A 19,343-nucleotide genomic window follows, 5' to 3' on the forward strand; every position below is an offset into this window, starting at 1 on the left:
AAGGTCTGCGCTTCGCGATCCGTGAAGGCGGCCGCACCGTCGGCGCCGGCGTCGTCGCCAAGATCTTCGCCTGAGGCGGGAAAGTGCCGGGGCCGTGAATGCGGTCCCGGCGCATCGCCCTCCGGGGTGATGCAGTGGTTTCGGCGGACATTTTTCGAGCCCTGCTTGCAAAGTGTTCGCCCAGCCACTAATATACGCCACCCCTGAATGCAGGGTGGTTGTAAAGCCGGGGCATCGTTCCCGGACCGGTTTGTGAGAAGCCTTCCATCTGGCAATGCCTGGTGGTGGGCTAGTTCTTTTTCGCTTTGGAGTTGCTGGAATGGCTAGCCAGAGAATCCGCATCCGCCTGAAGGCGTTCGATCACCGTCTGATCGATCAGTCTGCGCTGGAAATCGTGGAAACCGCCAAGCGCACGGGTGCGCAGGTGTGTGGTCCGATCCCGATGCCGACCCGTATCGAGCGTTTCAACGTGCTGACTTCCCCGCACGTCAACAAGGATGCGCGTGACCAGTACGAAATCCGTACCCACAAGCGTCTCGTCGATATTGTCCAGCCCACGGACAAGACTGTTGATGCGCTGATGAAGCTGGACCTCGCCGCCGGCGTGGATGTCCAGATCAGCCTGGGTTGATCGTTCAGCATTAAGTCTCCTCTGAGACAGATTGCCAAAGAGGTCTGAGTAAATGGCTATTGGATTAGTCGGTCGCAAGTGCGGGATGACTCGTGTTTTCACGGAGGCTGGCGTTTCGGTGCCGGTGACCGTGATCGAAGTCGATCCGAACCGCATTACGCAAATCAAGTCGGTGGAAACCGATGGTTATCAGGCGATTCAGGTCACCACCGGCGAGCGTCGCGCTTCCCGTGTGACCAAGGCGCAGGCGGGTCACTTCGCCAAGGCCAATGTCGCTGCCGGTCGTGGCGTGTGGGAATTCCGCGTCGCGGGTGAAGAGGCTGCCAGCCTGCAGGTTGGTGGCGAGCTGAAGGTTGACCTGTTCGCGGTCGGCCAGGCTGTCGACGTGATCGGCACCTCCAAGGGCAAGGGCTTCCAGGGTGGCGTCAAGCGCTGGAACTTCCGTACCCAGGATGCCACCCACGGCAACTCCGTGTCGCACCGTGTTCACGGCTCGACCGGTCAGAACCAGAGCCCGGGCAAGGTGTTCAAGGGCAAGAAGATGGCCGGCCACATGGGTGCCGAGCGCGTCACGATCCAGGGTCTGGAAATCGTTTCCGTTGACGTCGAGCGCAGTGTGCTGGTCGTCAAGGGTGCCGTGCCGGGCGCAACCGGTAACGACGTCATCGTGCGTCCGTCCGTGAAGGCCTGAGGGAGATCAACGTGAACCTGAAGACTGTTTCCGGATCAGCTGTCGAGCTGTCCGAAGTTGCCTTCGGCAAGGAATTCAACGAAGCCCTCGTGCATCAGGTCGTCGTGGCCTACATGGCGGGTGCCCGTCAGGGCACGAAGGCTCAGAAGTCCCGTGCTGAAGTGAGTGGCGGCGGCAAGAAGCCGTTCAAGCAGAAGGGCTCGGGCCGTGCCCGCGCCGGCTCCATTCGCAGCCCGATCTGGCGTGGTGGTGGCAAGAGCTTCGCCGCCCGTCCGCAGGACTGGGATCAGAAGGTGAACCGCAAGATGTATCGCGGTGCCCTGCAGTGCATCCTGGCTGAACTGGTTCGCCAGGAGCGCCTGGTGCTGGTGGATGACTTCACCGTGTCGGCCCCGAAGACCAAGGAGCTGGTGTCCAAGCTCGATGGCCTGGGTCTGAGCAATGCGCTGATCATCACCGACGCCGTTGATGAAAATCTGTACCTGGCTGCCCGCAACCTGCCGCACGTCGATGTCATCGACACGGCCGCCGTCGATCCGGTCAGCCTGATCGGCTTCGAGAAGGTGCTGATGTCGGTGCCGGCAGCCAAGAAACTTGAGGTGGAATTGGGATGAGCCAGGAACGTCTGTTGCAGGTTCTGCTTGCGCCGCATGTCTCCGAGAAGGCCACGCTGATTGCTGAAAAGCATCGCCAGGTGGTGTTCAAGGTCCGTCGTGACGCCAACAAGCTGGAAATCAAGAAGGCTGTGGAAGGGCTGTTCAACGTCAAGGTTGAATCGGTCAACACCACGCTGGTCAAGGGCAAGAACAAGCGTTTCGGCCGCTCCCTCGGTCGTCGCCAGGACTTCAAGAAGGCTTATGTCTCCCTGAAGGAAGGCTTCGACATCGATTTCGCCGCCGCTGGCGCCGCTGAGTAAGGGCCGGGAGATCTGACATGCCTATCGTTAAGTGCAAACCGACTTCCCCGGGTCGTCGCTTCGTCGAGAAGGTCGTTCATCCGCACCTGCACAAGGGTCGTCCGCACGCCCCGCTGGTCGAGACCCAGAAGCGCTCCGGTGGTCGTAACAACAATGGCCGCATCACCATGCGTCACGTCGGTGGCGGCCACAAGCAGCTGTATCGCGTGATCGACTTCAAGCGCAACAAGGATGGCATTCCGGCCACCGTCGAGCGCATCGAGTACGATCCGAACCGCACTGCCCACATCGCGTTGCTGAAGTACGCCGATGGCGAGCGCCGCTACATGATCGCGCTGAAGAACCAGCAGGTCGGTGATGTGGTCCTGTCGGGCGATGCCGCTCCGATCAGGAACGGCAACGTGCTGCCGCTGCGCAACATGCCGCTCGGTGCCACGCTGTGCTGCGTCGAACTGAAGCCGGGCAAGGGTGCCCAGCTGGCCCGCTCCGCCGGTACCTCGGTGCAGCTGCTGGGTCGTGATGGCGCCTACGCCATCGTGCGTCTGCGCTCCGGCGAAATGCGCAAGATCCATGTCGAGTGCCGCGCCGTCTTCGGCGAAGTCTCGAACAGCGAGCACAACCTGCGCTCCCTGGGCAAGGCTGGTGCCAGTCGCTGGCGCGGTGTGCGTCCGACCGTTCGTGGCATGGCCATGAACCCGGTCGACCATCCGCACGGTGGTGGTGAAGGCCGCAACAAGGGCATGCAGCCGGTGTCGCCGTGGGGCACGCCGTCCAAGGGTTACAAGACCCGCAACAACAAGCGCACGAGCGGCATGATTGTCCGCGACCGTCGCGTCAAGTAATGGGTAGAGGAGAATCACTGTGCCTCGTTCACTGAAAAAGGGTCCGTTCGTTGATACCCACCTGTTCGTCAAGGTGGAAGCAGCGGCGGCAGCCAACTCGAAGAAGCCCATCAAGACCTGGTCGCGTCGTTCGATGATCCTGCCGGAAATGGTGGGTCTGACGATCGCCGTGCACAACGGCAAGCAGCATGTGCCGGTCTTCGTGACCGAACACATGGTCGGCCACAAGCTGGGTGAATTCGCGCCGACCCGCAGCTACCGCGGTCACGGCATCGACAAGAAGTCGAAGCGATAAGGAGAGCATGATGGAAGCGATCGCAAAACTGCGTGGCGCGCCGATTTCGGCTCAGAAGGCTCGCCTCGTCGCTGACCAGGTTCGCGGCAAGCCGGTTGAGCTCGCGCTCAACACGCTGAATTTCAGCGACAAGAAGGCCGCGCGCTTTGTCAAGAAGGTGCTGGAGTCGGCTATCGCCAACGCCGAGCACAATCAGGGTGCGGATGTGGACGAACTGCGTGTCGCCACGATCTGTGTGGACGAGGGCATCACGCTGAAGCGTATCCAGCCGCGCGCCAAGGGCCGCGCTGACCGCATCAGCAAGCGCACCTGCCACATCACCGTCACCGTGGCCGAAGGCAAGTAAGGGGCTGAGGAAATGGGTCAGAAAGTTCATCCGATCGGTATTCGCCTCGGTGTCGTCAAGAAGCACAACGCCAACTGGTATGCCAGCCCGAAGCAGTACGCCGAGTTCCTGCTCGCCGACCTGCAGGTGCGCGACTTCCTGGGCGCGCGCCTGAAGAATGCCTCGGTCAGCAAGATCCTCATCGAGCGTCCGTCCGAGAACGCCCGCATCACCATCTCCACGGCTCGTCCGGGTGTGCTGATCGGCAAGAAGGGCGAAGACGTCGAGCGTCTGCGTCGTGACGTTGCCAAGCTGATGAAGATGCCGGTCCAGATCAACATCGATGAAATCCGCAAGCCGGACCTCGATGCCAAGCTGGTCGCTGAAGGCATTGCCTCGCAGCTCGAGCGTCGCGTGATGTTCCGCCGCGCCATGAAGCGCGCCGTGCAGAACTCCATGCGTGCCGGTGCCAAGGGCATCAAGGTGGAAGTGTCGGGCCGTCTTGGTGGTGCCGAAATCGCCCGTACCGAATGGTACCGCGAAGGCCGTGTGCCTCTGCACACCCTGCGTGCCGACATCGATTACTCGATCGTCCGCGCCGAGACCACCTACGGCTGCATCGGCGTCAAGGTGTGGATCTTCAAGGGCGAAATCCTGGGCGGCATGGAGCAGGCTTCTGCCCCGACGCCGGTGGAAGAGGCCCGTCCCGCCAAGAAGCGCGGACCGAAGAACTGAGGGGTTGAGAGATGTTACAGCCTAAGCGTACCAAGTTCCGCAAGGTCCATAAGGGCCGCAACACCGGTCTCGCCCTGCGTGGCAGCACGGTGTCCTTCGGCACGATCGCCCTGAAGTCGGTCGAGCGTGGTCGTATCACTGCTCGCCAGATCGAAGCAGCCCGTCGTGCCATTTCCCGTCGCGTGAAGCGCGGCGGCAAGATCTTCATCCGCGTGTTCCCGGACAAGCCGATCACCCAGAAGCCGCTGGAAGTGCGTATGGGTAAGGGCAAGGGCAGTGTGGAGTACTGGGTGGCCGAGATCCAGCCGGGCAAGGTGCTGTACGAGATCGAGGGCGTCGCTGACGACCTGGCTCGTGAAGCCTTCATCCGTGCTGCTGCCAAGCTGCCCGTGAAGACCACCATTGTGACCCGGACGGTGATGTAATGAACGCCAAAGAATTGCGCGAGAAGAGCGTCGAAGACCTGAACAAGGAACTCGGCAACCTGCAGCGCCAGCAGTTCACGCTGCGCATGGCCCAGGCAACCGGTCAGCTGGCACAGAACAGCAAGATCGGCGTTGTCCGCAAGGACATCGCCCGCATCAAGACCATCCTGACCGAAAAGGAAGGTAACTGATCATGACTGAACAGATCGTGCGTACCCAGACCGGCAAGGTTGTCAGCAACAAGGGTGACAAGTCGATCACCGTGCTGATCGAACGCAAGGTCAAGCACCCGGTGTACGGCAAGTACATCACGCGCTCGACCAAGCTGCATGCTCATGACGAGCAGAACGTCTGCCAGGAAGGCGACGTCGTGACGATTTCGGAGTGCCGCCCGCTGTCCAAGACCAAGTCCTGGGTGCTGGTGGAAGTTGTCGAAAAGGCCGACGCTCGCTGAGTTTGACTTGCGGCCCCGGGGCCGCATCAGTTAGCATTTCGCGCCCCGCGAGTCGGGGCTCCCTTTTTTAGGGTTTGGAGAGAGCAATGATTCAGACCGAAACGATGCTCGACGTGGCCGACAACAGTGGCGCCCGTCGCGTCATGTGTATCAAGGTGCTCGGCGGTTCCCACCGTCGCTACGCCTCGGTCGGTGACGTCATCAAGGTCACGGTCAAGGAAGCGATTCCGCGTGGCAAGGTCAAGAAGGGCGATGTCATGAACGCCGTGGTGGTGCGTACCAAGAAGGGTATCCGCCGTCCGGACGGTTCGCTGATTCGCTTCGATGACAATGCCGCGGTGATCCTGAACAACAACAAGGCACCGATCGGCACCCGTATTTTCGGGCCGGTGACTCGTGAGCTGCGTACCGAGCAGTTCATGAAGATCATCTCGCTCGCGCCTGAAGTGCTTTGAGGTAACGAGAGATGGCAAAGATCAAGCGTGACGACGAAGTGGTCGTGATTGCGGGTAAGGACAAGGGCAAGCGCGGCAAGGTTGTCCGCGTGCTGGACGGCCGTGTGGTCGTCGCCGGGGTCAACCTGGTCAAGAAGCATGTCAAGGCCAACCCGAACCGGGGCGAGCAGGGCGGTATCGTGGAGCGTGAAGCTTCGCTCGATATCTCCAACATCGCCCTGTTCAATCAGGCCACGCAGAAAGCAGACCGTGTCGGCTACAAGGTGCTGGAAGATGGCGAAAAGGTTCGCGTCTTCAAGTCCACCGGCGAAGTAGTCGACGTCAAGTAAGGTAGGTTGGTTGAGATGGCCAGACTGAAAGCTGTTTACAAGAACGAGATCGCTCCGAAGCTGCAGCAGGAGCTGGGTCTCAAGAATGTGATGGAGATTCCTCGCATCACGAAGATTACTCTGAATATGGGAGTGGGCGGTGCCAGCCAGGATAAGAAGCTTATCGATGGCGCCGTGGCCGATATGCAGTTGATTTCTGGCCAGAAACCCGTTGTCACGCTCGCTCGCAAGTCCATCGCCGGATTCAAGATCCGCGACGGCTGGCCGATCGGCTGCAAGGTCACGCTCCGTGGCGACCGCATGTACGAATTCCTGGACCGCCTGATCGGCATCACGATCCCGCGTATCCGTGACTTCCGCGGCTTCAGCCCGAAGGCCTTCGATGGTCGCGGCAACTACAGCCTCGGCATCAAGGAACAGATCGTGTTCCCGGAAATCGAGTACGACAAGATCGATCGTCTGCGTGGTCTCGATATCGTGATCACCACCGACGCCCGTACCGATGACGAAGGCCGCGCCCTGCTGCGCGCCTTCCAGTTCCCGTTCAAGTGAGGCTGGACCATGGCTAAGAAGAGCATGCTGAATCGCGAAGCCAAGCGCGAAAAACTCGTTGCCAAGTTCGCCAAGCTGCGTCAGGAACTGAAGGCAACCATCGCCAACCCGGCCGCCAGCGAAGAAGATCGCTGGGCTGCCATCCTGCGCCTGCAGGAGCTGCCGCGCGACTCCAGCCCGAGCCGCCTGCGCAACCGTTGCGGCGTCACCGGTCGTCCGCACGGCTATTTCCGCAAGTTCGGCCTGGGCCGCAACAAGCTGCGTGAAGCCGTGATGAACGGTGATGTGCCCGGCGTCGTCAAGGCCAGCTGGTAAGAGGATTACAGAATGAGTATGCAAGATACCGTTGCGGACATGCTGACCCGCATCCGCAATGCCCAGCGCGCCGGCAAGCCGACCGTTGGCATGCCCTCGTCCAAGCTGAAGCTGTCGCTGGCCAAGGTGCTGGAAGCCGAAGGCTACATCTCCGGTGCCGAAGTGTCGTCCGACGTCAAGCCGGTCCTGACGCTCTCCCTCAAGTACTACGAGGGCAAGCCGGTGATCGAGGAGATCAAGCGCGTCAGCCGTCCGGGCCTGCGCATCTACAAGGGCAAGGATGAACTCCCGCGCGTCAAGCAGGGCCTGGGCGTCCTGATTGTCTCCACCAACAAGGGCATCATGACTGACCGCGCCGCACGTGCTGCTGGCGTTGGTGGTGAAGTCATCGCTCTCGTGTCGTAAGGGTGACGAAAGATGTCTCGAGTTGCTAAATCGCCGGTCGCTCTCCCCAATGGGGTTGAAGTGACCATCAAGGGCCAGGACGTGCAGATCAAGGGTGCCAAGGGCACGCTGTCGACCTCGCTGCACACGCTGGTTTCCATTGCACAGGAAGGCGCCGAGCTGAAGCTGGCGCCGCGCGAGGATTCGCAGGCTGCCTGGATGCAGACCGGTACGGCTCGCGCCGTGCTGAACAACCTCGTGATCGGCGTCTCCGCCGGTTTCGAGCGCAAGCTGCAGCTGGTTGGCGTGGGCTACAAGGCCGCCGCCAAGGGCAAGGTTCTGAACCTGGCCCTGGGTTTCTCGCACCCGATCGATCACGAGCTGCCGGAAGGCGTGACGGCTGAAACGCCGACGCCGACGGAGATCATCCTGAAGTCGATCGACAAGCAGCTGCTCGGTCAGGTTGCCGCCAATGTGCGTGGCTACCGTCCGCCGGAGCCGTACAAGGGCAAGGGTGTTCGTTACGCGGACGAGAATGTCCTGCGTAAGGAAGCCAAGAAGAAGTAACGGTAGGGTATCGCTATGAGTGAAAAGAAAGTTGCCCGTCTGCGTCGCGCACGCAGCACGCGCCTGAAGATTCGCGAAAACGGTGCCATTCGCCTGACGGTCAATCGCACCCCGCGCCACATCTACGCCCAGATCATCTCCGCCAATGGCGGCGAAGTGCTGGCCCAGGCCTCGACGCTGGATGCTTCGCTGCGTGATGCGGCGACCGGCAATGTCGAAGCGGCCAAGAAGGTGGGTGCACTGGTGGCCGAACGTGCCAAGGCTGCAGGCGTGACCCGCGTTGCCTTCGACCGCTCCGGTTTCAAGTATCACGGCCGCGTGCAGGCGCTGGCTGATGCCGCGCGTGAAGCCGGTCTGGAATTCTAAGGGTTGAATCATGGCTAAGCTTGAACAGAACGAAGGTTTCGTCGAGAAGCTGGTTGAAGTCAACCGCGTTTCCAAGACGGTTAAGGGCGGCAAGATCTTTGCCTTCACCGCGCTGACCGTGGTCGGCGACGGCAACGGTCGCGTCGGTTTCGGTCGCGGCAAGGCACGTGAAGTGCCGGCCGCCATCCAGAAGGCGCTGGAAGCCGCTCGTCGCAACATGATCCAGGTCGAGCTGAACGGCAGCACGCTGCAGCACCCGATCAATGGTCGTCATGGCGCCACCCGCGTCTACATGCAGCCGGCGTCGGAAGGTACTGGCGTCATCGCCGGTGGCGCGATGCGCGCCGTGCTGGAAGTGGCTGGTGTGCAGAACGTGCTGGCCAAGTGCTACGGCTCGACCAACGCCAACAACGTTGTCCACGCCACCTTCAACGGCCTGGCGTCGATGACTTCTCCGGAGCAGGTTGCCGCCAAGCGCGGTCTGACCGTTGAAGAAATCCTGGGGTAATGAGATGAGCACCATCAAGGTTACGCAAGTGCGCTCGAGCGCACANACAAGCTGAAGAACCACAAGCTCTGCTTGCAGGGTCTCGGCCTGCGCCGCATCGGTCACACCGTCGAGGTCCTGGATACCTCGTCGAACCGCGGCATGATCAACAAGGTGCACTACCTTGTGAAGGTGGAGGGTTAATCATGCAGCTCAATGATCTGCAGCCGGCCGAAGGCTCCAAGCGCCCGGCCAAGCGTCGTGGTCGCGGCATCGGTTCCGGCCTCGGCAAGACCGGTGGTGTCGGTGTCAAGGGTCAGACCTCCCGCGGCAAGGGCAAGGTCCGCCCCGGCTTCGAAGGCGGCCAGATGCCCCTGTACCGTCGTCTGCCGAAGTTCGGCTTCACCTCACTGAAGCAGCAGGTGACGGCTGAGGTCCGCCTGTCCGAAATCGGCTATGTCGATGGCGACGTGGTGACTCTGGATGCCCTGAAGGCCGCCAACGTCGTTCGCAACGACATGGTGCGTGCCCGCGTGATCCTGTCCGGTGAAGTGGCTCGCGCCCTGACCGTCAAGGGTCTGAAGGTCACCAAGGGTGCCCGTGCTGCCATCGAGGCAGCTGGCGGCAAGGTAGAGGAATAATCCGCATGGCGAACACCCGCAACGCACAACAGGGTCGTGAGATGTTGCAGGCTCCCGGCATGCAGAAAGGCATGTCGGAGCTCTGGCGCCGCATCGGCTTCCTGCTGTTCGCACTGCTGGTGTTCCGCCTGGGTGCGCACATTCCGGTGCCGGGCATCAATCCGCAGCGTCTGGCAGAGTTGTTCGACCAGAACAAGGACACCATCCTGAGCCTGTTCAACATGTTCTCGGGCGGTGCGCTCGAGCGCATGTCGATCCTGGCGCTGGGCATCATGCCCTACATCTCGGCATCCATCATCATGCAGCTGGCGGCGACGGTGATTCCGTCGCTGGAAGCGCTGAAGAAGGAAGGCGAGGCGGGTCGTCGCCAGATCAACCAGTACACCCGCTACGGCACGGTGCTGCTGGCCCTGATCCAGGCGCTGGGCATGTCCGCGGGCCTGATTTCGCAGGGCATCACGCTCAGCGACGGCCTGACGTTCTACATTCCGGCCGTGGCCAGCCTGGTGGCAGGCGCCGTGTTCCTGATGTGGCTGGGCGAGCAGATCACCGAGCGTGGTGTCGGTAACGGCATTTCCATGCTGATCTTTGCCGGTATCGTCGCCGGCATGCCCAGCGCCATCGGCATGGCGCTGGAGTCGGCCCGCCAGGGCGAGATCGGCGTGATTGCGCTGTTCGTGATCGCTGTCCTGGCCATGGTCGTGGTCGGCGCGGTGGTGTTCATGGAGCGTGGCCAGCGTCGCATCACGGTGCAGTACGCTCAGCGCCAGCAGGGTCGGCGCGTGTTCGCCGCGCAGCAGAGCCATCTGCCGCTGAAGCTCAACATGGCGGGTGTCATTCCGGCCATCTTCGCGAGCTCGCTGCTGCTGTTCCCGGCCAGCCTCGGGCAGTGGTTCGGCCAGGCGCCGAACCCGAATGCGTTCCAGCGGATCCTGCAGGAGGCCTCCCTCCTGCTGGCACCGGCACAGCCGCTCTACCTGCTGCTGTTCGCGCTGCTGATCATCTTCTTCTGCTACTTCTACACCGCGCTGGTGTTCAACCCGCGCGATGTAGCCGACAACCTGAAGAAGTCCGGCGCCTACATTCCCGGCATCCGCCCGGGCGAGCAGACCAGCCGCTACATCGATGGCGTGCTGAGCCGCCTGACCCTGGTCGGTTCCCTGTACATCACGGCGGTCTGTCTGCTGCCGATGATCCTGCAGGTGTCGTTCAACGTCCCGTTCTACCTTGGCGGCACGTCGTTGCTGATCGTGGTGGTGGTGGTCATGGACTTCATGTCCCAGGTCCAGTCCCACCTGATGTCGAGCCAGTACGAGTCGCTGATGAAGAAGGCCAATCTGCGCGGCTTCGGCCCGGCGGGCCAGACTCGCTGAGTCCGGTCCGTCTGCAGTTAAGTACAGAAAGAATTCCTTGTTGGAGTGTGAACCATGAAAGTTCAAGCCTCTGTGAAAAAGATTTGCGGCAGCTGCAAGATCGTCCGCCGCAACGGAAGCCTGCGTGTCATTTGCAGCGCGGAACCGCGCCACAAGCAGCGTCAGGGTTAATCTCAGGTTCCGGTTGCATTCAGCTGGCCGAGTCGATAGACTCTTGCGCCTTTCGCGCCCAGTCCGAATAACCGGTCTGATACGAAAAGAAGTGGAGTAAAGGTCAATGGCTCGTATTGCCGGCGTCAACATTCCTGATAACAAGCATGCGGTCATTTCCCTGACCTACATCTTCGGTATCGGTCGCACCACCTCGGCCAAGATCCTCTCGGCTGTCGGCATTGCGCCCGAAACCAAGATCAAGGATCTGTCCGATGCTCAGCTTGACCAGGTGCGTGCTCAAGTGGCCGCTCTCCCGACCGAGGGTGACCTCCGTCGTGAAGTGTCCATGAACATCAAGCGCCTGATGGATCTGGGTTGCTACCGTGGCATGCGCCACCGTCGCGGCCTGCCGGTCCGTGGTCAGCGCACCAAGACGAATGCCCGTACCCGCAAGGGTCCGCGTAAGGCCGTCAAAAAGTAATTTTCATTCATTCGCCGAACTCGGAAGCTAAAAGATGGCAAAAGATAACTCGCGCGCTCGCAAGAAGGTGACCCGTCAGGTCTCCGATGGCATCGCGCACATTCATGCTTCTTTTAATAACACCATTGTGACGATTACCGATCGCCAAGGTAACGCACTGGCCTGGGCCACCTCCGGTGGTCAGGGCTTCCGCGGTTCCCGCAAGTCCACCCCTTTCGCCGCCCAGGTGGCCGCTGAGGTTGCCGGCAAGGCAGCCCAGGAATACGGTCTGAAGAATCTGGACGTGCTGGTGAAGGGGCCGGGCCCGGGCCGCGAGTCCGCCGTGCGCGCCTTGAACGCAGTGGGTTACAAAATCAACAGCATTTCTGACGTGACCCCGATTCCGCACAACGGATGCCGTCCGTCCAAAAAGCGTCGCGTGTAAGAGGAGACTGGGAAAATGGCTCGTTATATTGGTCCCAAGTGCAAGCTCTCCCGTCGCGAAGGTACCGACCTTCAGCTGAAGAGCGGTGTCCGCGCCCTGGATACGAAGTGCAAGGCTGAAACCCCGCCGGGTCAGCATGGCGCATCCCGCAAGGGTCGCCTGTCCGACTACGGTACCCAGCACCGCGAAAAGATGAAGGTTCGCCGCATCTATGGCGTGCTGGAGCGTCAGTTCAGCAACTACTACAAGGAAGCTGCCCGTCTCAAGGGCGCTACCGGCGAGAACCTGCTGCAGCTGCTCGAATCCCGTCTGGACAACGTGGTCTACCGCATGGGCTTCGGTGCCACCCGCTCCGAGGCGCGTCAGCTGGTCAGCCACCGCGCGATCCTGGTCAATGGCGTGCGTGTCAACGTCGCCTCGATCCAGGTTGCCCCGGGCGACGTGATCACGGTCCACGAAAAGGCCAAGAACCAGCTGCGCGTGAAGAACGCCCTGGAACTCGCTGGCCAGCGTGGCGTGCCGGCCTGGCTGTCGGTGGACACCACCAAGCTTGAAGGTACGTTCAAGGCGCGTCCGGAGCGTTCGGACCTGTCCTCGGAAATCAACGAAAACCTGATCGTTGAACTGTACTCCAAGTAATCGCGTGATTTGAGGGTGTCATCCATGTCACAGGTCAACGAGTTCCTGACGCCGCGCAGCATTGCGGTGCAAGCGATCAGCGGTACCCGCGCCAAGGTCACGCTGGAGCCGCTCGAGCGCGGCTTCGGCCATACCCTGGGCAATGCCCTGCGTCGCATCCTGCTGTCGTCCATGCCGGGTGCCGCCGTGGTTGATGTCGAGATCGACGGTGTCGAGCACGAGTACAGCGCCATCGAAGGCGTGCAGGAAGATGTCATTGAAATCCTGCTGAACCTGAAGGGCCTGGCGCTCAAGCTGTTCGAACAGCAGGAAGCCGTTCTGACCATCGACGCCAAGGGCCCGAAGGTCATCACCGCTGCCGATCTGGTGCTGCCGCACAATGTCGAAGTGGTCAATCCGGATCACGTGATCGCCACCCTGGGCGGCAATGCGCATCTGAAGATGAAGCTGCGCGTCGCCCGTGGTCGCGGCTACGAGCCGGCTGACGGCCGTTACGCGGACGAGGACACCCGTCCTATCGGCCGCCTGCTGCTGGATGCCTCCTTCAGTCCGATCCGCCGTGTCGCCTACGTGGTCGAGAACGCTCGCGTCGAGCAGCGTACCGACCTCGACAAGCTGGTCATCGATCTCGAGACCAACGGCACGATCGAAGCGGAAGAAGCCATCCGCCGCGCCGCTACCGTGCTGCAGCAGCAGATTTCGGTGTTCGTGGATCTGGAAGCCGACAGCCCGGCAGCCGCGCCGCAGCAGGGCAGCGATGTCGATCCGATCCTGCTGCGTCCGGTGGATGACCTCGAGCTGACCGTTCGTTCGGCCAACTGCCTGAAGGCGGAAAACATCTACTACATCGGTGACCTGGTCCAGCGCACCGAAGTGGAACTGCTGAAGACGCCGAACCTGGGCAAGAAGTCGCTGACCGAAATCAAGGATGTCCTCGCTTCCAAGGGCCTGTCCCTGGGTATGCGTCTGGACAACTGGCCGCCGGCTAGCCTGCGTAACGACGACCGCCTGAACTTCCGCGGTCGTTGATCGGCAACTGAATTAGTGTAGGAAAACTGCCATGCGTCATCGTAATAGTGGTGTGAAACTGGGCCGCAACAGCAGCCATCGCAAGGCCATGTTCCAGAACATGGCTGTGTCGCTGTTCGAGCACGAGCTGATTCGCACGACCCTGCCCAAGGCGAAGGAACTTCGTCGCGTGGCAGAGCCGCTGATCACGCTCGCCAAGAACGACACCGTCGCCAACCGTCGTCTCGTGTTCTCGCGCACGCGCTCCAAGGAAATCGTCGGCAAGCTCTTCAACGAGCTGGGCCCGCGCTACAAGGCCCGCAACGGCGGCTACCTGCGCGTGCTGAAGGCCGGCAACCGTCCGGGCGACAACGCGCCGATGGCTTATGTCGAACTGGTTGACCGCGCCATCGGTGCGGCGGCTGTCGACGCCGAATAAGCCTCCTGCCGATCCGGGCTCCGCGTGTCGGGGTCCGGGAACGCGAGATGCGAATCAACGAAAAGCCGGCTTGATGCCGGCTTTTCGTTTTGGCACGTCCGGGTTTCAGCGACCCGGTGCCAGCAGCGGTGCCAGGAAACGCCCGGTGTGCGACTCGGCGACCGTGGCGATCTGCTCCGGCGTGCCGGTGGCCAGGATGCGACCGCCGCCGGCGCCCCCTTCGGGGCCGAGGTCGATGATCCAGTCCGCGGTCTTGATGACGTCCAGGTTGTGCTCGATGATGACCATGGTGTTGCCGGCGTCGCGCAGGCGATGCAGCACGGTCAGCAGCTGCTGGATGTCGTGGAAGTGCAGGCCGGTGGTGGGCTCGTCGAGGATGTAGAGCGTGCGTCCGGTATCGCGCTTGGACAGTTCGCGCGCGAGTTTCACGCGCTGCGCCTCGCCGCCTGACAGCGTGGTCGCGGCCTGCCCCAGCGTGATGTACGACAGGCCAACATCGATCAGGGTCTGCAGCTTGCGCGCCAGCGCCGGAATGGCGTCGAAGAACTCGCGCGCGGTCTCTACCGTCATGTCCAGCACTTCGGTGATGTTCCGGCCCTTGTAGCGGATGTCCAGCGTCTCGCGGTTGTAGCGCTGGCCTTTGCAGATGTCGCAGGGCACATAGACATCGGGCAGGAAGTGCATTTCCACCTTGATCACGCCGTCGCCCTGGCAGGCTTCGCAGCGGCCGCCCTTGACGTTGAAGGAGAAGCGGCCGGGCCCGTAGCCGCGCGAGCGCGCCTCCTGCGTGGCGGCGAAGAGTTCGCGCACGGGGGTGAAGATGCCGGTGTAGGTGGCCGGGTTGGAGCGCGGCGTGCGGCCGATCGGGCTCTGGTCGATGTCCACGACCTTGTCCAGGTGTTCCAGGCCTTCGATGCCGTCGTGTTCGGCCGGGTTGCGCTCGGCGGCGCCGTTGAGCGTGTGCGCGGCCACCGGGTAGAGGGTCCCGTTGATCAGCGTCGACTTGCCCGAGCCGGACACGCCGGTGATGCAGGTCATGAGACCGATCGGAATGTCGACGCTGACATTGTCGAGGTTGTTGCCGCGTGCCCCGAGCAGGCGCAGGGCCTTGCCGGCCTCGGGGGCATGGCGGGTCACGGGGACCTCGATGCGGCGGCGGCCGGACAGGTAGTCGCCGGTCAGTGACTCTTCGCTGCCGGTGAGGTCGTCGACGCTGCCGCTGGCGATCACCCGGCCACCGTGCACGCCGGCGCCGGGGCCGATGTCGATGACGTGGTCGGCGGCGCGGATGGCATCTTCGTCATGCTCGACCACCAGTACGGTGTTGCCGAGATCGCGCAGGTGCAGCAGGGTCTGCAGCAGGCGTTCGTTGTCGCGCTGGTGCAGGCCGATCGAGGGTTCGTCGAGCACGTACATGACGCCGACCAGGCCGGCGCCGATCTGTGACGCCAGACGGATGCGCTGTGCCTCGCCGCCGGACAGCGTGTCCGCCGAGCGCTCCAGGCTCAGGTAGTCGAGACCGACATTGACCAGGAACTGCAGGCGCTCGCGGATCTCCTTGAGGATCTTGGCGGCGATCTCGCCGCGCGCGCCGGTCAGGGCGAGTTCGGCGAAATAGTGGTTGGCGGCCGCGATCGGCATGCGCGAGATCTGCGGCAGGCTGTGGCTGTCCACGAACACGTGGCGCGATTCGCGGCGCAGGCGCGAGCCGCCGCAGTCATCGCAGGGCGCAGTGTTGAGGTATTGCGCCAGGTCCTCGCGCACCGAGCTGGACTCGGTCTCGCGGTAGCGGCGCTCGAGGTTGACCAGGATGCCTTCGAACGGGTGCTCGCGGGTGACGCGGCGGCCGCGGTCGCCGATGTAGGTGAAGGCGACCTGCTCGTCGCCGGAGCCCTGCAGCAGCACTTTCTGCGTCTTCGCCGGCAGGGACTCCCAGGGTGCGTCGAGCGCGAAGCCGTAGTGCTCGGCCAGCGACTCCAGCATGGCGTAGTAGTAGAAGTTGCGGCGGTCCCAGCCGCGGATCGCGCCTTCGGACAGCGACAGCTCCGGCTGGCTGATCAGGCGCTTCTGGTCGAAGAACTGGCGCACGCCCAGGCCGTCGCAAGTGGGGCAGGCGCCCGCCGGGTTGTTGAAGGAGAACAGGCGCGGCTCCAGTTCGCTCAGCGAGTAGCCGCAGTGCGGGCAGCTGTAGCGGGCCGAGAACACCTGCTCCGGCGCCGAGCCGTCGATGTGCGCGACCCAGGCGATGCCGTCGGCGATGCGCAGCGCGGTCTCGAACGACTCCGCCAGGCGCAGGCCCAGGTCCGGGCGCACCTTGATGCGGTCGACCACCACCTCGATGGTGTGCTTCTTCTGCTTGTCCAGTGCCGGGGCATCGTCCAGGTCGACCACCAGGCCGTTGATGCGCGCGCGCACGAAGCCTTCGCTGCGCAGTTTCTCGAACACGTGCAGGTGTTCGCCCTTGCGTTCGCGCACCACCGGCGCCAGCAGCATGATGGCCGTGCCTTCGGGCAGCGCCAGCACCTGATCGACCATCTGGCTGACGGTCTGCGCCTCCAGCGGCGCGTCGTGATCCGGGCAGCGCGGGGTGCCGGCGCGGGCGAACAGCAGGCGCAGGTAGTCGTGGATCTCGGTGATGGTGCCCACGGTCGAGCGCGGGTTGTGTGAGGTCGACTTCTGCTCGATCGAGATCGCCGGCGACAGGCCCTCGATATGATCGACATCGGGCTTTTCCATCAGCGACAGGAACTGGCGGGCATACGCCGACAGCGATTCGACGTAGCGGCGCTGCCCCTCGGCGTAGAGCGTGTCGAACGCCAGCGAAGACTTGCCGGAACCGGAGAGGCCGGTGATCACCACGAAGCGGTCGCGGGGAATGTCGAGGTCGATGTTCTTCAGATTGTGCGTGCGTGCACCGCGAACCTTGATACTGCTCATGTCTGTCCGATGGTCGGATGGGCGATCGTCCAGTATACGCAATGCGCGTGCCGGCCACAGCGGCATGGAAAGGAGTGCGGCGTGGGTGCGGGGCGGATGCTAGAATGGCGCCCTTCCCGGGCGACTCCGTCGTCCTGCGTTTTTTCCGGTAAGGGTTCGATGACCTCATACACCCCAGTCGAGCGGCAAGCGGTGGTTTCGCTGTCGGGGATATTCTCCCTGCGCATGATCGGCCTGTTCATGATCCTGCCGGTGTTCGCCGTCTACGGCACCGCGCTCGAGGGCGCGACGCCGCTGCTCATCGGCCTTGCGGTGGGTGCCTACGGCCTAGCGCAGCTGCTGCTGCAGATTCCGTTCGGCCTCATGGCGGACCGCCATGACCGGCACCGGCTCATCATCATCGGCCTGCTGCTGTTCATCGTCGGCGGGCTGGTGGCGGCCGCTTCCGACTCGATCTGGGGCGTCATCATCGGCCGCTTCCTGCAGGGAGCGGGCGCCATCTCGGCCGTGGTCATGGCGCTGCTGTCGGACCTCGTGCGCGACGAGAACCGCACCAAGGCCATGGCCACGGTCGGCATGAGCATCGGTCTGTCGTTCGCGCTGGCGTTCGTGATCGGGCCGCTGCTGGCGGATGCCGTCGGCCTGTCCGGCCTGTTCCTGGCGACGGCGGTCATGGGCGCCTTCGCCCTGCTGGTCTGCCTGCGCTATGTGCCGCGCGCCGGCCGTGCGGAGCGCCAGCTGCCCACCCATTACCTGCCGCACCTGCTGACCATGCTGCGCCACCCGGAGCTGATGCGACTGAACATCGGCATCTTCTGCCTGCATCTGGTCATGACCGCCTGCTTCGTCGTGCTGCCGCCGCTGCTGGTCTCCGCCGGCCTGCCGGCGAGCCGCCACGGCTGGCTCTACCTGCCGGTCATGGCGCTGGCACTGGTGGCGCTGGTGCCGGCCGTGATCATCGCGGAGAAGCGGCGGCGCATGCGCGAGATCTACCTGCTGGCGGTCATGCTGCTCGGTCTGTCCATGCTGCTGCTGGCACTAGGGCATGCCGGCCTCACCGGGCTGGTGCTGGCGGTGGCGCTGTTCTTCTTCGCCTTCAATCTGCTGGAGGCGCTGCTGCCCTCGCTGGTCAGCAAGCTCAGTCCGGCGGGCGGAAAAGGCACCGCCATGGGGGTCTACAGCACCTGCCAGTTCCTCGGTGCCTTCCTCGGCGGCGCGCTGGGCGGCGCGCTGCAGGGCTGGTACGGTGTCGGCGTGCTGTTCATCTGCCTCGCGGTCATGGTCCTGCTCTGGCTGGTCGGTGCCTTCGCCATGCGTCAGCCGGCCTATCTGCACAGCCTGACACTGCGTCCGGCGGAGGGTGGAGTGAGCAATGACCTGCTGGAGCGGTTGCGCGCGGCGCCGGGTGTTGCCGAGCTGGTGCTGCTGCCGGATGATGGCGATATCCATCTCAAGATCGACCGCCTGCACTGGCGTGCCGAAGTGCTGGAGGGGCTGCCGGTCAGCGTGGTCGGCTGACAAGTGGCGGACACGCTGATCCTGGACTACAGTTCGGGCAGCGATGAATTCATCAATAAAAGAAACTGGGTATATCCGGAGAGAATCATGCGTGGTGTAAACAAGGTCATTCTGGTCGGCAATCTGGGGCGTGATCCCGAAGTCCGTTATCTGCCGTCCGGCGGCGCGGTCGCCAATGTCACCGTGGCTACCAGCGAGAGCTGGCGGGACAAGAATACCGGTGCCATGCAGGAGCAGACGGAATGGCACCGCGTGGTTTTCTACGGTCGCCTGGCGGAAATCGCCGGTGAATACCTGCGCAAGGGCTCCAAGATTTATCTCGAGGGCTCGCTGCATACCCGCAAGTGGCAGGACAAGCAGACCGGCCAGGACCGCTACAGCACGGAAATCAAGGGCAGCACCATGCAGATGCTGGACAGCAAGGGCGGCGGCTCGGGTGGCGGTTACGAGGGCGGTGATGATCAGGGCATGCCGTCCTACGGTGATTTCGAGCAGCCCCAGGCTGCGCCGCGTCAGCAGGCCGCCCCGCGACCCACGCCGTCGGCGCCTCCGCGCCCGGCTGCACCGGCAGCCATGGACAATTTCGACGACGATATTCCGTTTTGATCCGATAATAGTCGGATTATTGACGCCGCATTAAAATGCGGCGTCATCCATTTTGGATTATGCGTTTCCACTTTGTTTCATTGCTGAATTGCAGTATATTGAGGCTGTAGTATTCCTGACGCTCACGAGGTCGTAGCATGTCCATCAAACTGGATTCCCTGTCGGTACAGGAGCTGGAAGCTCTCATTCAAAAAGCCAATGAAGTCATCTCCCGCAAAAAGGAACAGCAGGAGAAACTGGCCAGTGCGCGTTCGGAGATCGAGCGCATCGCGCGTGATGCCGGTGTCAGCGTCGAAGAACTGCTGGAGCAGGCTGGCAAGACCGCCGGTCGCAAGACTGCAGGTACGCGCAAGCC

Annotated in this window: 32 protein-coding genes and 1 pseudogene; 32 read left to right on the forward strand and 1 reads right to left on the reverse strand. The window is 62.7% G+C overall.

The genetic code is table 11. The features are described from left to right. From C5O18_RS00835 to rplQ, 29 genes and pseudogenes are all read left to right on the forward strand, one after another. Nucleotides 1–74 (forward strand): EF-Tu C-terminal domain-related protein (locus C5O18_RS00835; protein WP_432315770.1); only part of this gene is annotated, 74 nt, incomplete at its 5' end. A 245-nt stretch (nt 75–319) separates the two neighbouring features. Then, complete coding sequence (gene rpsJ / locus C5O18_RS00840) at nt 320–631, forward strand: 30S ribosomal protein S10 (protein WP_105190994.1); 312 nt, start codon at nt 320–322, stop codon at nt 629–631. A gap of 52 nt (nt 632–683) precedes the next feature. Beyond that, nucleotides 684–1,322, forward strand: a complete 639-nt coding sequence (rplC, locus tag C5O18_RS00845; protein ID WP_105190995.1) for a 50S ribosomal protein L3 — start codon at nt 684–686, stop codon at nt 1,320–1,322. Nucleotides 1,323–1,333: 11 nt separating this feature from the next. Then, nucleotides 1,334–1,936 (forward strand): 50S ribosomal protein L4, encoded by a 603-nt coding sequence (rplD, locus tag C5O18_RS00850; RefSeq protein ID WP_105190996.1) that lies wholly within the window; start codon nt 1,334–1,336, stop codon nt 1,934–1,936. Next, nucleotides 1,933–2,238 carry a 50S ribosomal protein L23 gene (gene rplW, locus C5O18_RS00855; RefSeq protein ID WP_105190997.1) on the forward strand — a complete coding sequence of 102 codons (306 nt, stop codon included), beginning with the start codon at nt 1,933–1,935 and terminating at the stop codon, nt 2,236–2,238. Before rplD ends, rplW begins: the two co-directional genes overlap by 4 nt. A gap of 17 nt (nt 2,239–2,255) precedes the next feature. After that, nucleotides 2,256–3,080, forward strand: coding sequence for a 50S ribosomal protein L2 (gene rplB, locus C5O18_RS00860; RefSeq protein WP_105190998.1), 825 nt, complete (start codon nt 2,256–2,258; stop codon nt 3,078–3,080). A gap of 19 nt (nt 3,081–3,099) precedes the next feature. After that, nucleotides 3,100–3,375 (forward strand): 30S ribosomal protein S19, encoded by a 276-nt coding sequence (rpsS, locus tag C5O18_RS00865; RefSeq protein WP_105190999.1) that lies wholly within the window; start codon nt 3,100–3,102, stop codon nt 3,373–3,375. 10 nt (nt 3,376–3,385) lie between these two features. After that, nucleotides 3,386–3,721: a 50S ribosomal protein L22 gene (gene rplV / locus C5O18_RS00870; protein WP_105191000.1), complete on the forward strand. Its 336-nt coding sequence runs from the start codon at nt 3,386–3,388 to the stop codon at nt 3,719–3,721. Nucleotides 3,722–3,733: 12 nt separating this feature from the next. Beyond that, nucleotides 3,734–4,435 (forward strand): 30S ribosomal protein S3, encoded by a 702-nt coding sequence (rpsC, locus tag C5O18_RS00875; protein WP_105191001.1) that lies wholly within the window; start codon nt 3,734–3,736, stop codon nt 4,433–4,435. Nucleotides 4,436–4,446: 11 nt separating this feature from the next. Then, a complete protein-coding gene (gene rplP, locus C5O18_RS00880) occupies nt 4,447–4,860 on the forward strand; it encodes a 50S ribosomal protein L16 (protein WP_105191002.1) in 414 nt (137 codons plus the stop codon). Next, nucleotides 4,860–5,051, forward strand: coding sequence for a 50S ribosomal protein L29 (gene rpmC, locus C5O18_RS00885; protein WP_105191003.1), 192 nt, complete (start codon nt 4,860–4,862; stop codon nt 5,049–5,051). The genes rplP and rpmC overlap by 1 nt, the downstream gene beginning before the upstream one ends. Before the next feature lie 2 nt (nt 5,052–5,053). Next, nucleotides 5,054–5,314, forward strand: a complete 261-nt coding sequence (gene rpsQ, locus C5O18_RS00890) for a 30S ribosomal protein S17 (RefSeq protein WP_105191004.1) — start codon at nt 5,054–5,056, stop codon at nt 5,312–5,314. Nucleotides 5,315–5,400: 86 nt separating this feature from the next. Further along, entirely contained in the window at nt 5,401–5,769 is a 369-nt protein-coding gene (rplN, locus tag C5O18_RS00895) for a 50S ribosomal protein L14 (protein ID WP_105191005.1), read from the forward strand. A gap of 11 nt (nt 5,770–5,780) precedes the next feature. Next, the gene (gene rplX, locus C5O18_RS00900) at nt 5,781–6,098 is read left to right on the forward strand and encodes a 50S ribosomal protein L24 (protein ID WP_105191006.1); all 318 of its coding nucleotides are present in this window, start codon (nt 5,781–5,783) and stop codon (nt 6,096–6,098) included. 15 nt (nt 6,099–6,113) lie between these two features. Further along, nucleotides 6,114–6,650 (forward strand): 50S ribosomal protein L5, encoded by a 537-nt coding sequence (rplE, locus tag C5O18_RS00905; protein WP_105191007.1) that lies wholly within the window; start codon nt 6,114–6,116, stop codon nt 6,648–6,650. 9 nt (nt 6,651–6,659) lie between these two features. Next, nucleotides 6,660–6,965 carry a 30S ribosomal protein S14 gene (gene rpsN, locus C5O18_RS00910; RefSeq protein ID WP_105191008.1) on the forward strand — a complete coding sequence of 102 codons (306 nt, stop codon included), beginning with the start codon at nt 6,660–6,662 and terminating at the stop codon, nt 6,963–6,965. Nucleotides 6,966–6,977: 12 nt separating this feature from the next. Further along, nucleotides 6,978–7,370 carry a 30S ribosomal protein S8 gene (gene rpsH / locus C5O18_RS00915; RefSeq protein WP_105191009.1) on the forward strand — a complete coding sequence of 131 codons (393 nt, stop codon included), beginning with the start codon at nt 6,978–6,980 and terminating at the stop codon, nt 7,368–7,370. A gap of 12 nt (nt 7,371–7,382) precedes the next feature. Next, nucleotides 7,383–7,916: a 50S ribosomal protein L6 gene (gene rplF / locus C5O18_RS00920; RefSeq protein WP_105191010.1), complete on the forward strand. Its 534-nt coding sequence runs from the start codon at nt 7,383–7,385 to the stop codon at nt 7,914–7,916. A 15-nt stretch (nt 7,917–7,931) separates the two neighbouring features. Next, nucleotides 7,932–8,282: a 50S ribosomal protein L18 gene (gene rplR, locus C5O18_RS00925; protein WP_105191011.1), complete on the forward strand. Its 351-nt coding sequence runs from the start codon at nt 7,932–7,934 to the stop codon at nt 8,280–8,282. A gap of 10 nt (nt 8,283–8,292) precedes the next feature. Then, nucleotides 8,293–8,790, forward strand: a complete 498-nt coding sequence (rpsE, locus tag C5O18_RS00930) for a 30S ribosomal protein S5 (RefSeq protein WP_105191012.1) — start codon at nt 8,293–8,295, stop codon at nt 8,788–8,790. Nucleotides 8,791–8,794: 4 nt separating this feature from the next. Further along, a pseudogene (gene rpmD, locus C5O18_RS00935) lies at nt 8,795–8,973 on the forward strand (50S ribosomal protein L30). 2 nt (nt 8,974–8,975) lie between these two features. Further along, on the forward strand, nt 8,976–9,410 hold the full coding sequence (gene rplO / locus C5O18_RS00940) for a 50S ribosomal protein L15 (protein ID WP_105191013.1): 435 nt from the start codon (nt 8,976–8,978) through the stop codon (nt 9,408–9,410). 41 nt (nt 9,411–9,451) lie between these two features. Beyond that, nucleotides 9,452–10,783: a preprotein translocase subunit SecY gene (gene secY, locus C5O18_RS00945; RefSeq protein ID WP_206389675.1), complete on the forward strand. Its 1,332-nt coding sequence runs from the start codon at nt 9,452–9,454 to the stop codon at nt 10,781–10,783. Nucleotides 10,784–10,837: 54 nt separating this feature from the next. Next, nucleotides 10,838–10,954, forward strand: a complete 117-nt coding sequence (gene rpmJ, locus C5O18_RS00950; protein WP_084683078.1) for a 50S ribosomal protein L36 — start codon at nt 10,838–10,840, stop codon at nt 10,952–10,954. Between the two features lie 106 nt (nt 10,955–11,060). After that, complete coding sequence (gene rpsM / locus C5O18_RS00955; RefSeq protein ID WP_105191015.1) at nt 11,061–11,417, forward strand: 30S ribosomal protein S13; 357 nt, start codon at nt 11,061–11,063, stop codon at nt 11,415–11,417. A 34-nt stretch (nt 11,418–11,451) separates the two neighbouring features. After that, complete coding sequence (rpsK, locus tag C5O18_RS00960; protein WP_105191016.1) at nt 11,452–11,841, forward strand: 30S ribosomal protein S11; 390 nt, start codon at nt 11,452–11,454, stop codon at nt 11,839–11,841. A 15-nt stretch (nt 11,842–11,856) separates the two neighbouring features. Continuing rightward, nucleotides 11,857–12,480: a 30S ribosomal protein S4 gene (rpsD, locus tag C5O18_RS00965; RefSeq protein ID WP_105191017.1), complete on the forward strand. Its 624-nt coding sequence runs from the start codon at nt 11,857–11,859 to the stop codon at nt 12,478–12,480. A 24-nt stretch (nt 12,481–12,504) separates the two neighbouring features. Continuing rightward, nucleotides 12,505–13,509 (forward strand): DNA-directed RNA polymerase subunit alpha, encoded by a 1,005-nt coding sequence (locus C5O18_RS00970; protein ID WP_105191018.1) that lies wholly within the window; start codon nt 12,505–12,507, stop codon nt 13,507–13,509. A 31-nt stretch (nt 13,510–13,540) separates the two neighbouring features. Continuing rightward, nucleotides 13,541–13,927, forward strand: a complete 387-nt coding sequence (gene rplQ, locus C5O18_RS00975; RefSeq protein ID WP_105191019.1) for a 50S ribosomal protein L17 — start codon at nt 13,541–13,543, stop codon at nt 13,925–13,927. 105 nt (nt 13,928–14,032) lie between these two features. Here rplQ and uvrA read toward each other — a convergent pair whose 3' ends face one another. Then, nucleotides 14,033–16,864, reverse strand: a complete 2,832-nt coding sequence (uvrA, locus tag C5O18_RS00980; protein ID WP_105191020.1) for an excinuclease ABC subunit UvrA — start codon at nt 16,862–16,864, stop codon at nt 14,033–14,035. A gap of 159 nt (nt 16,865–17,023) precedes the next feature. Here uvrA and C5O18_RS00985 point away from each other — a divergent pair, with 159 nt between their 5' ends. The 3 genes from C5O18_RS00985 to C5O18_RS00995 all read left to right on the forward strand — a co-directional run. Next, on the forward strand, nt 17,024–18,382 hold the full coding sequence (locus C5O18_RS00985; protein ID WP_105191021.1) for an MFS transporter: 1,359 nt from the start codon (nt 17,024–17,026) through the stop codon (nt 18,380–18,382). A gap of 87 nt (nt 18,383–18,469) precedes the next feature. Next, nucleotides 18,470–18,988 (forward strand): single-stranded DNA-binding protein, encoded by a 519-nt coding sequence (gene ssb, locus C5O18_RS00990; RefSeq protein ID WP_105191022.1) that lies wholly within the window; start codon nt 18,470–18,472, stop codon nt 18,986–18,988. A 137-nt stretch (nt 18,989–19,125) separates the two neighbouring features. Then, nucleotides 19,126–19,343: hypothetical protein (locus tag C5O18_RS00995; RefSeq protein WP_420884457.1), on the forward strand; the 218-nt coding region annotated here is incomplete at its 3' end.

This window comes from Amnimonas aquatica (assembly GCF_002943415.1).
In the GTDB taxonomy this organism is placed as follows: domain Bacteria; phylum Pseudomonadota; class Gammaproteobacteria; order Pseudomonadales; family Moraxellaceae; genus Perlucidibaca; species Perlucidibaca aquatica_A.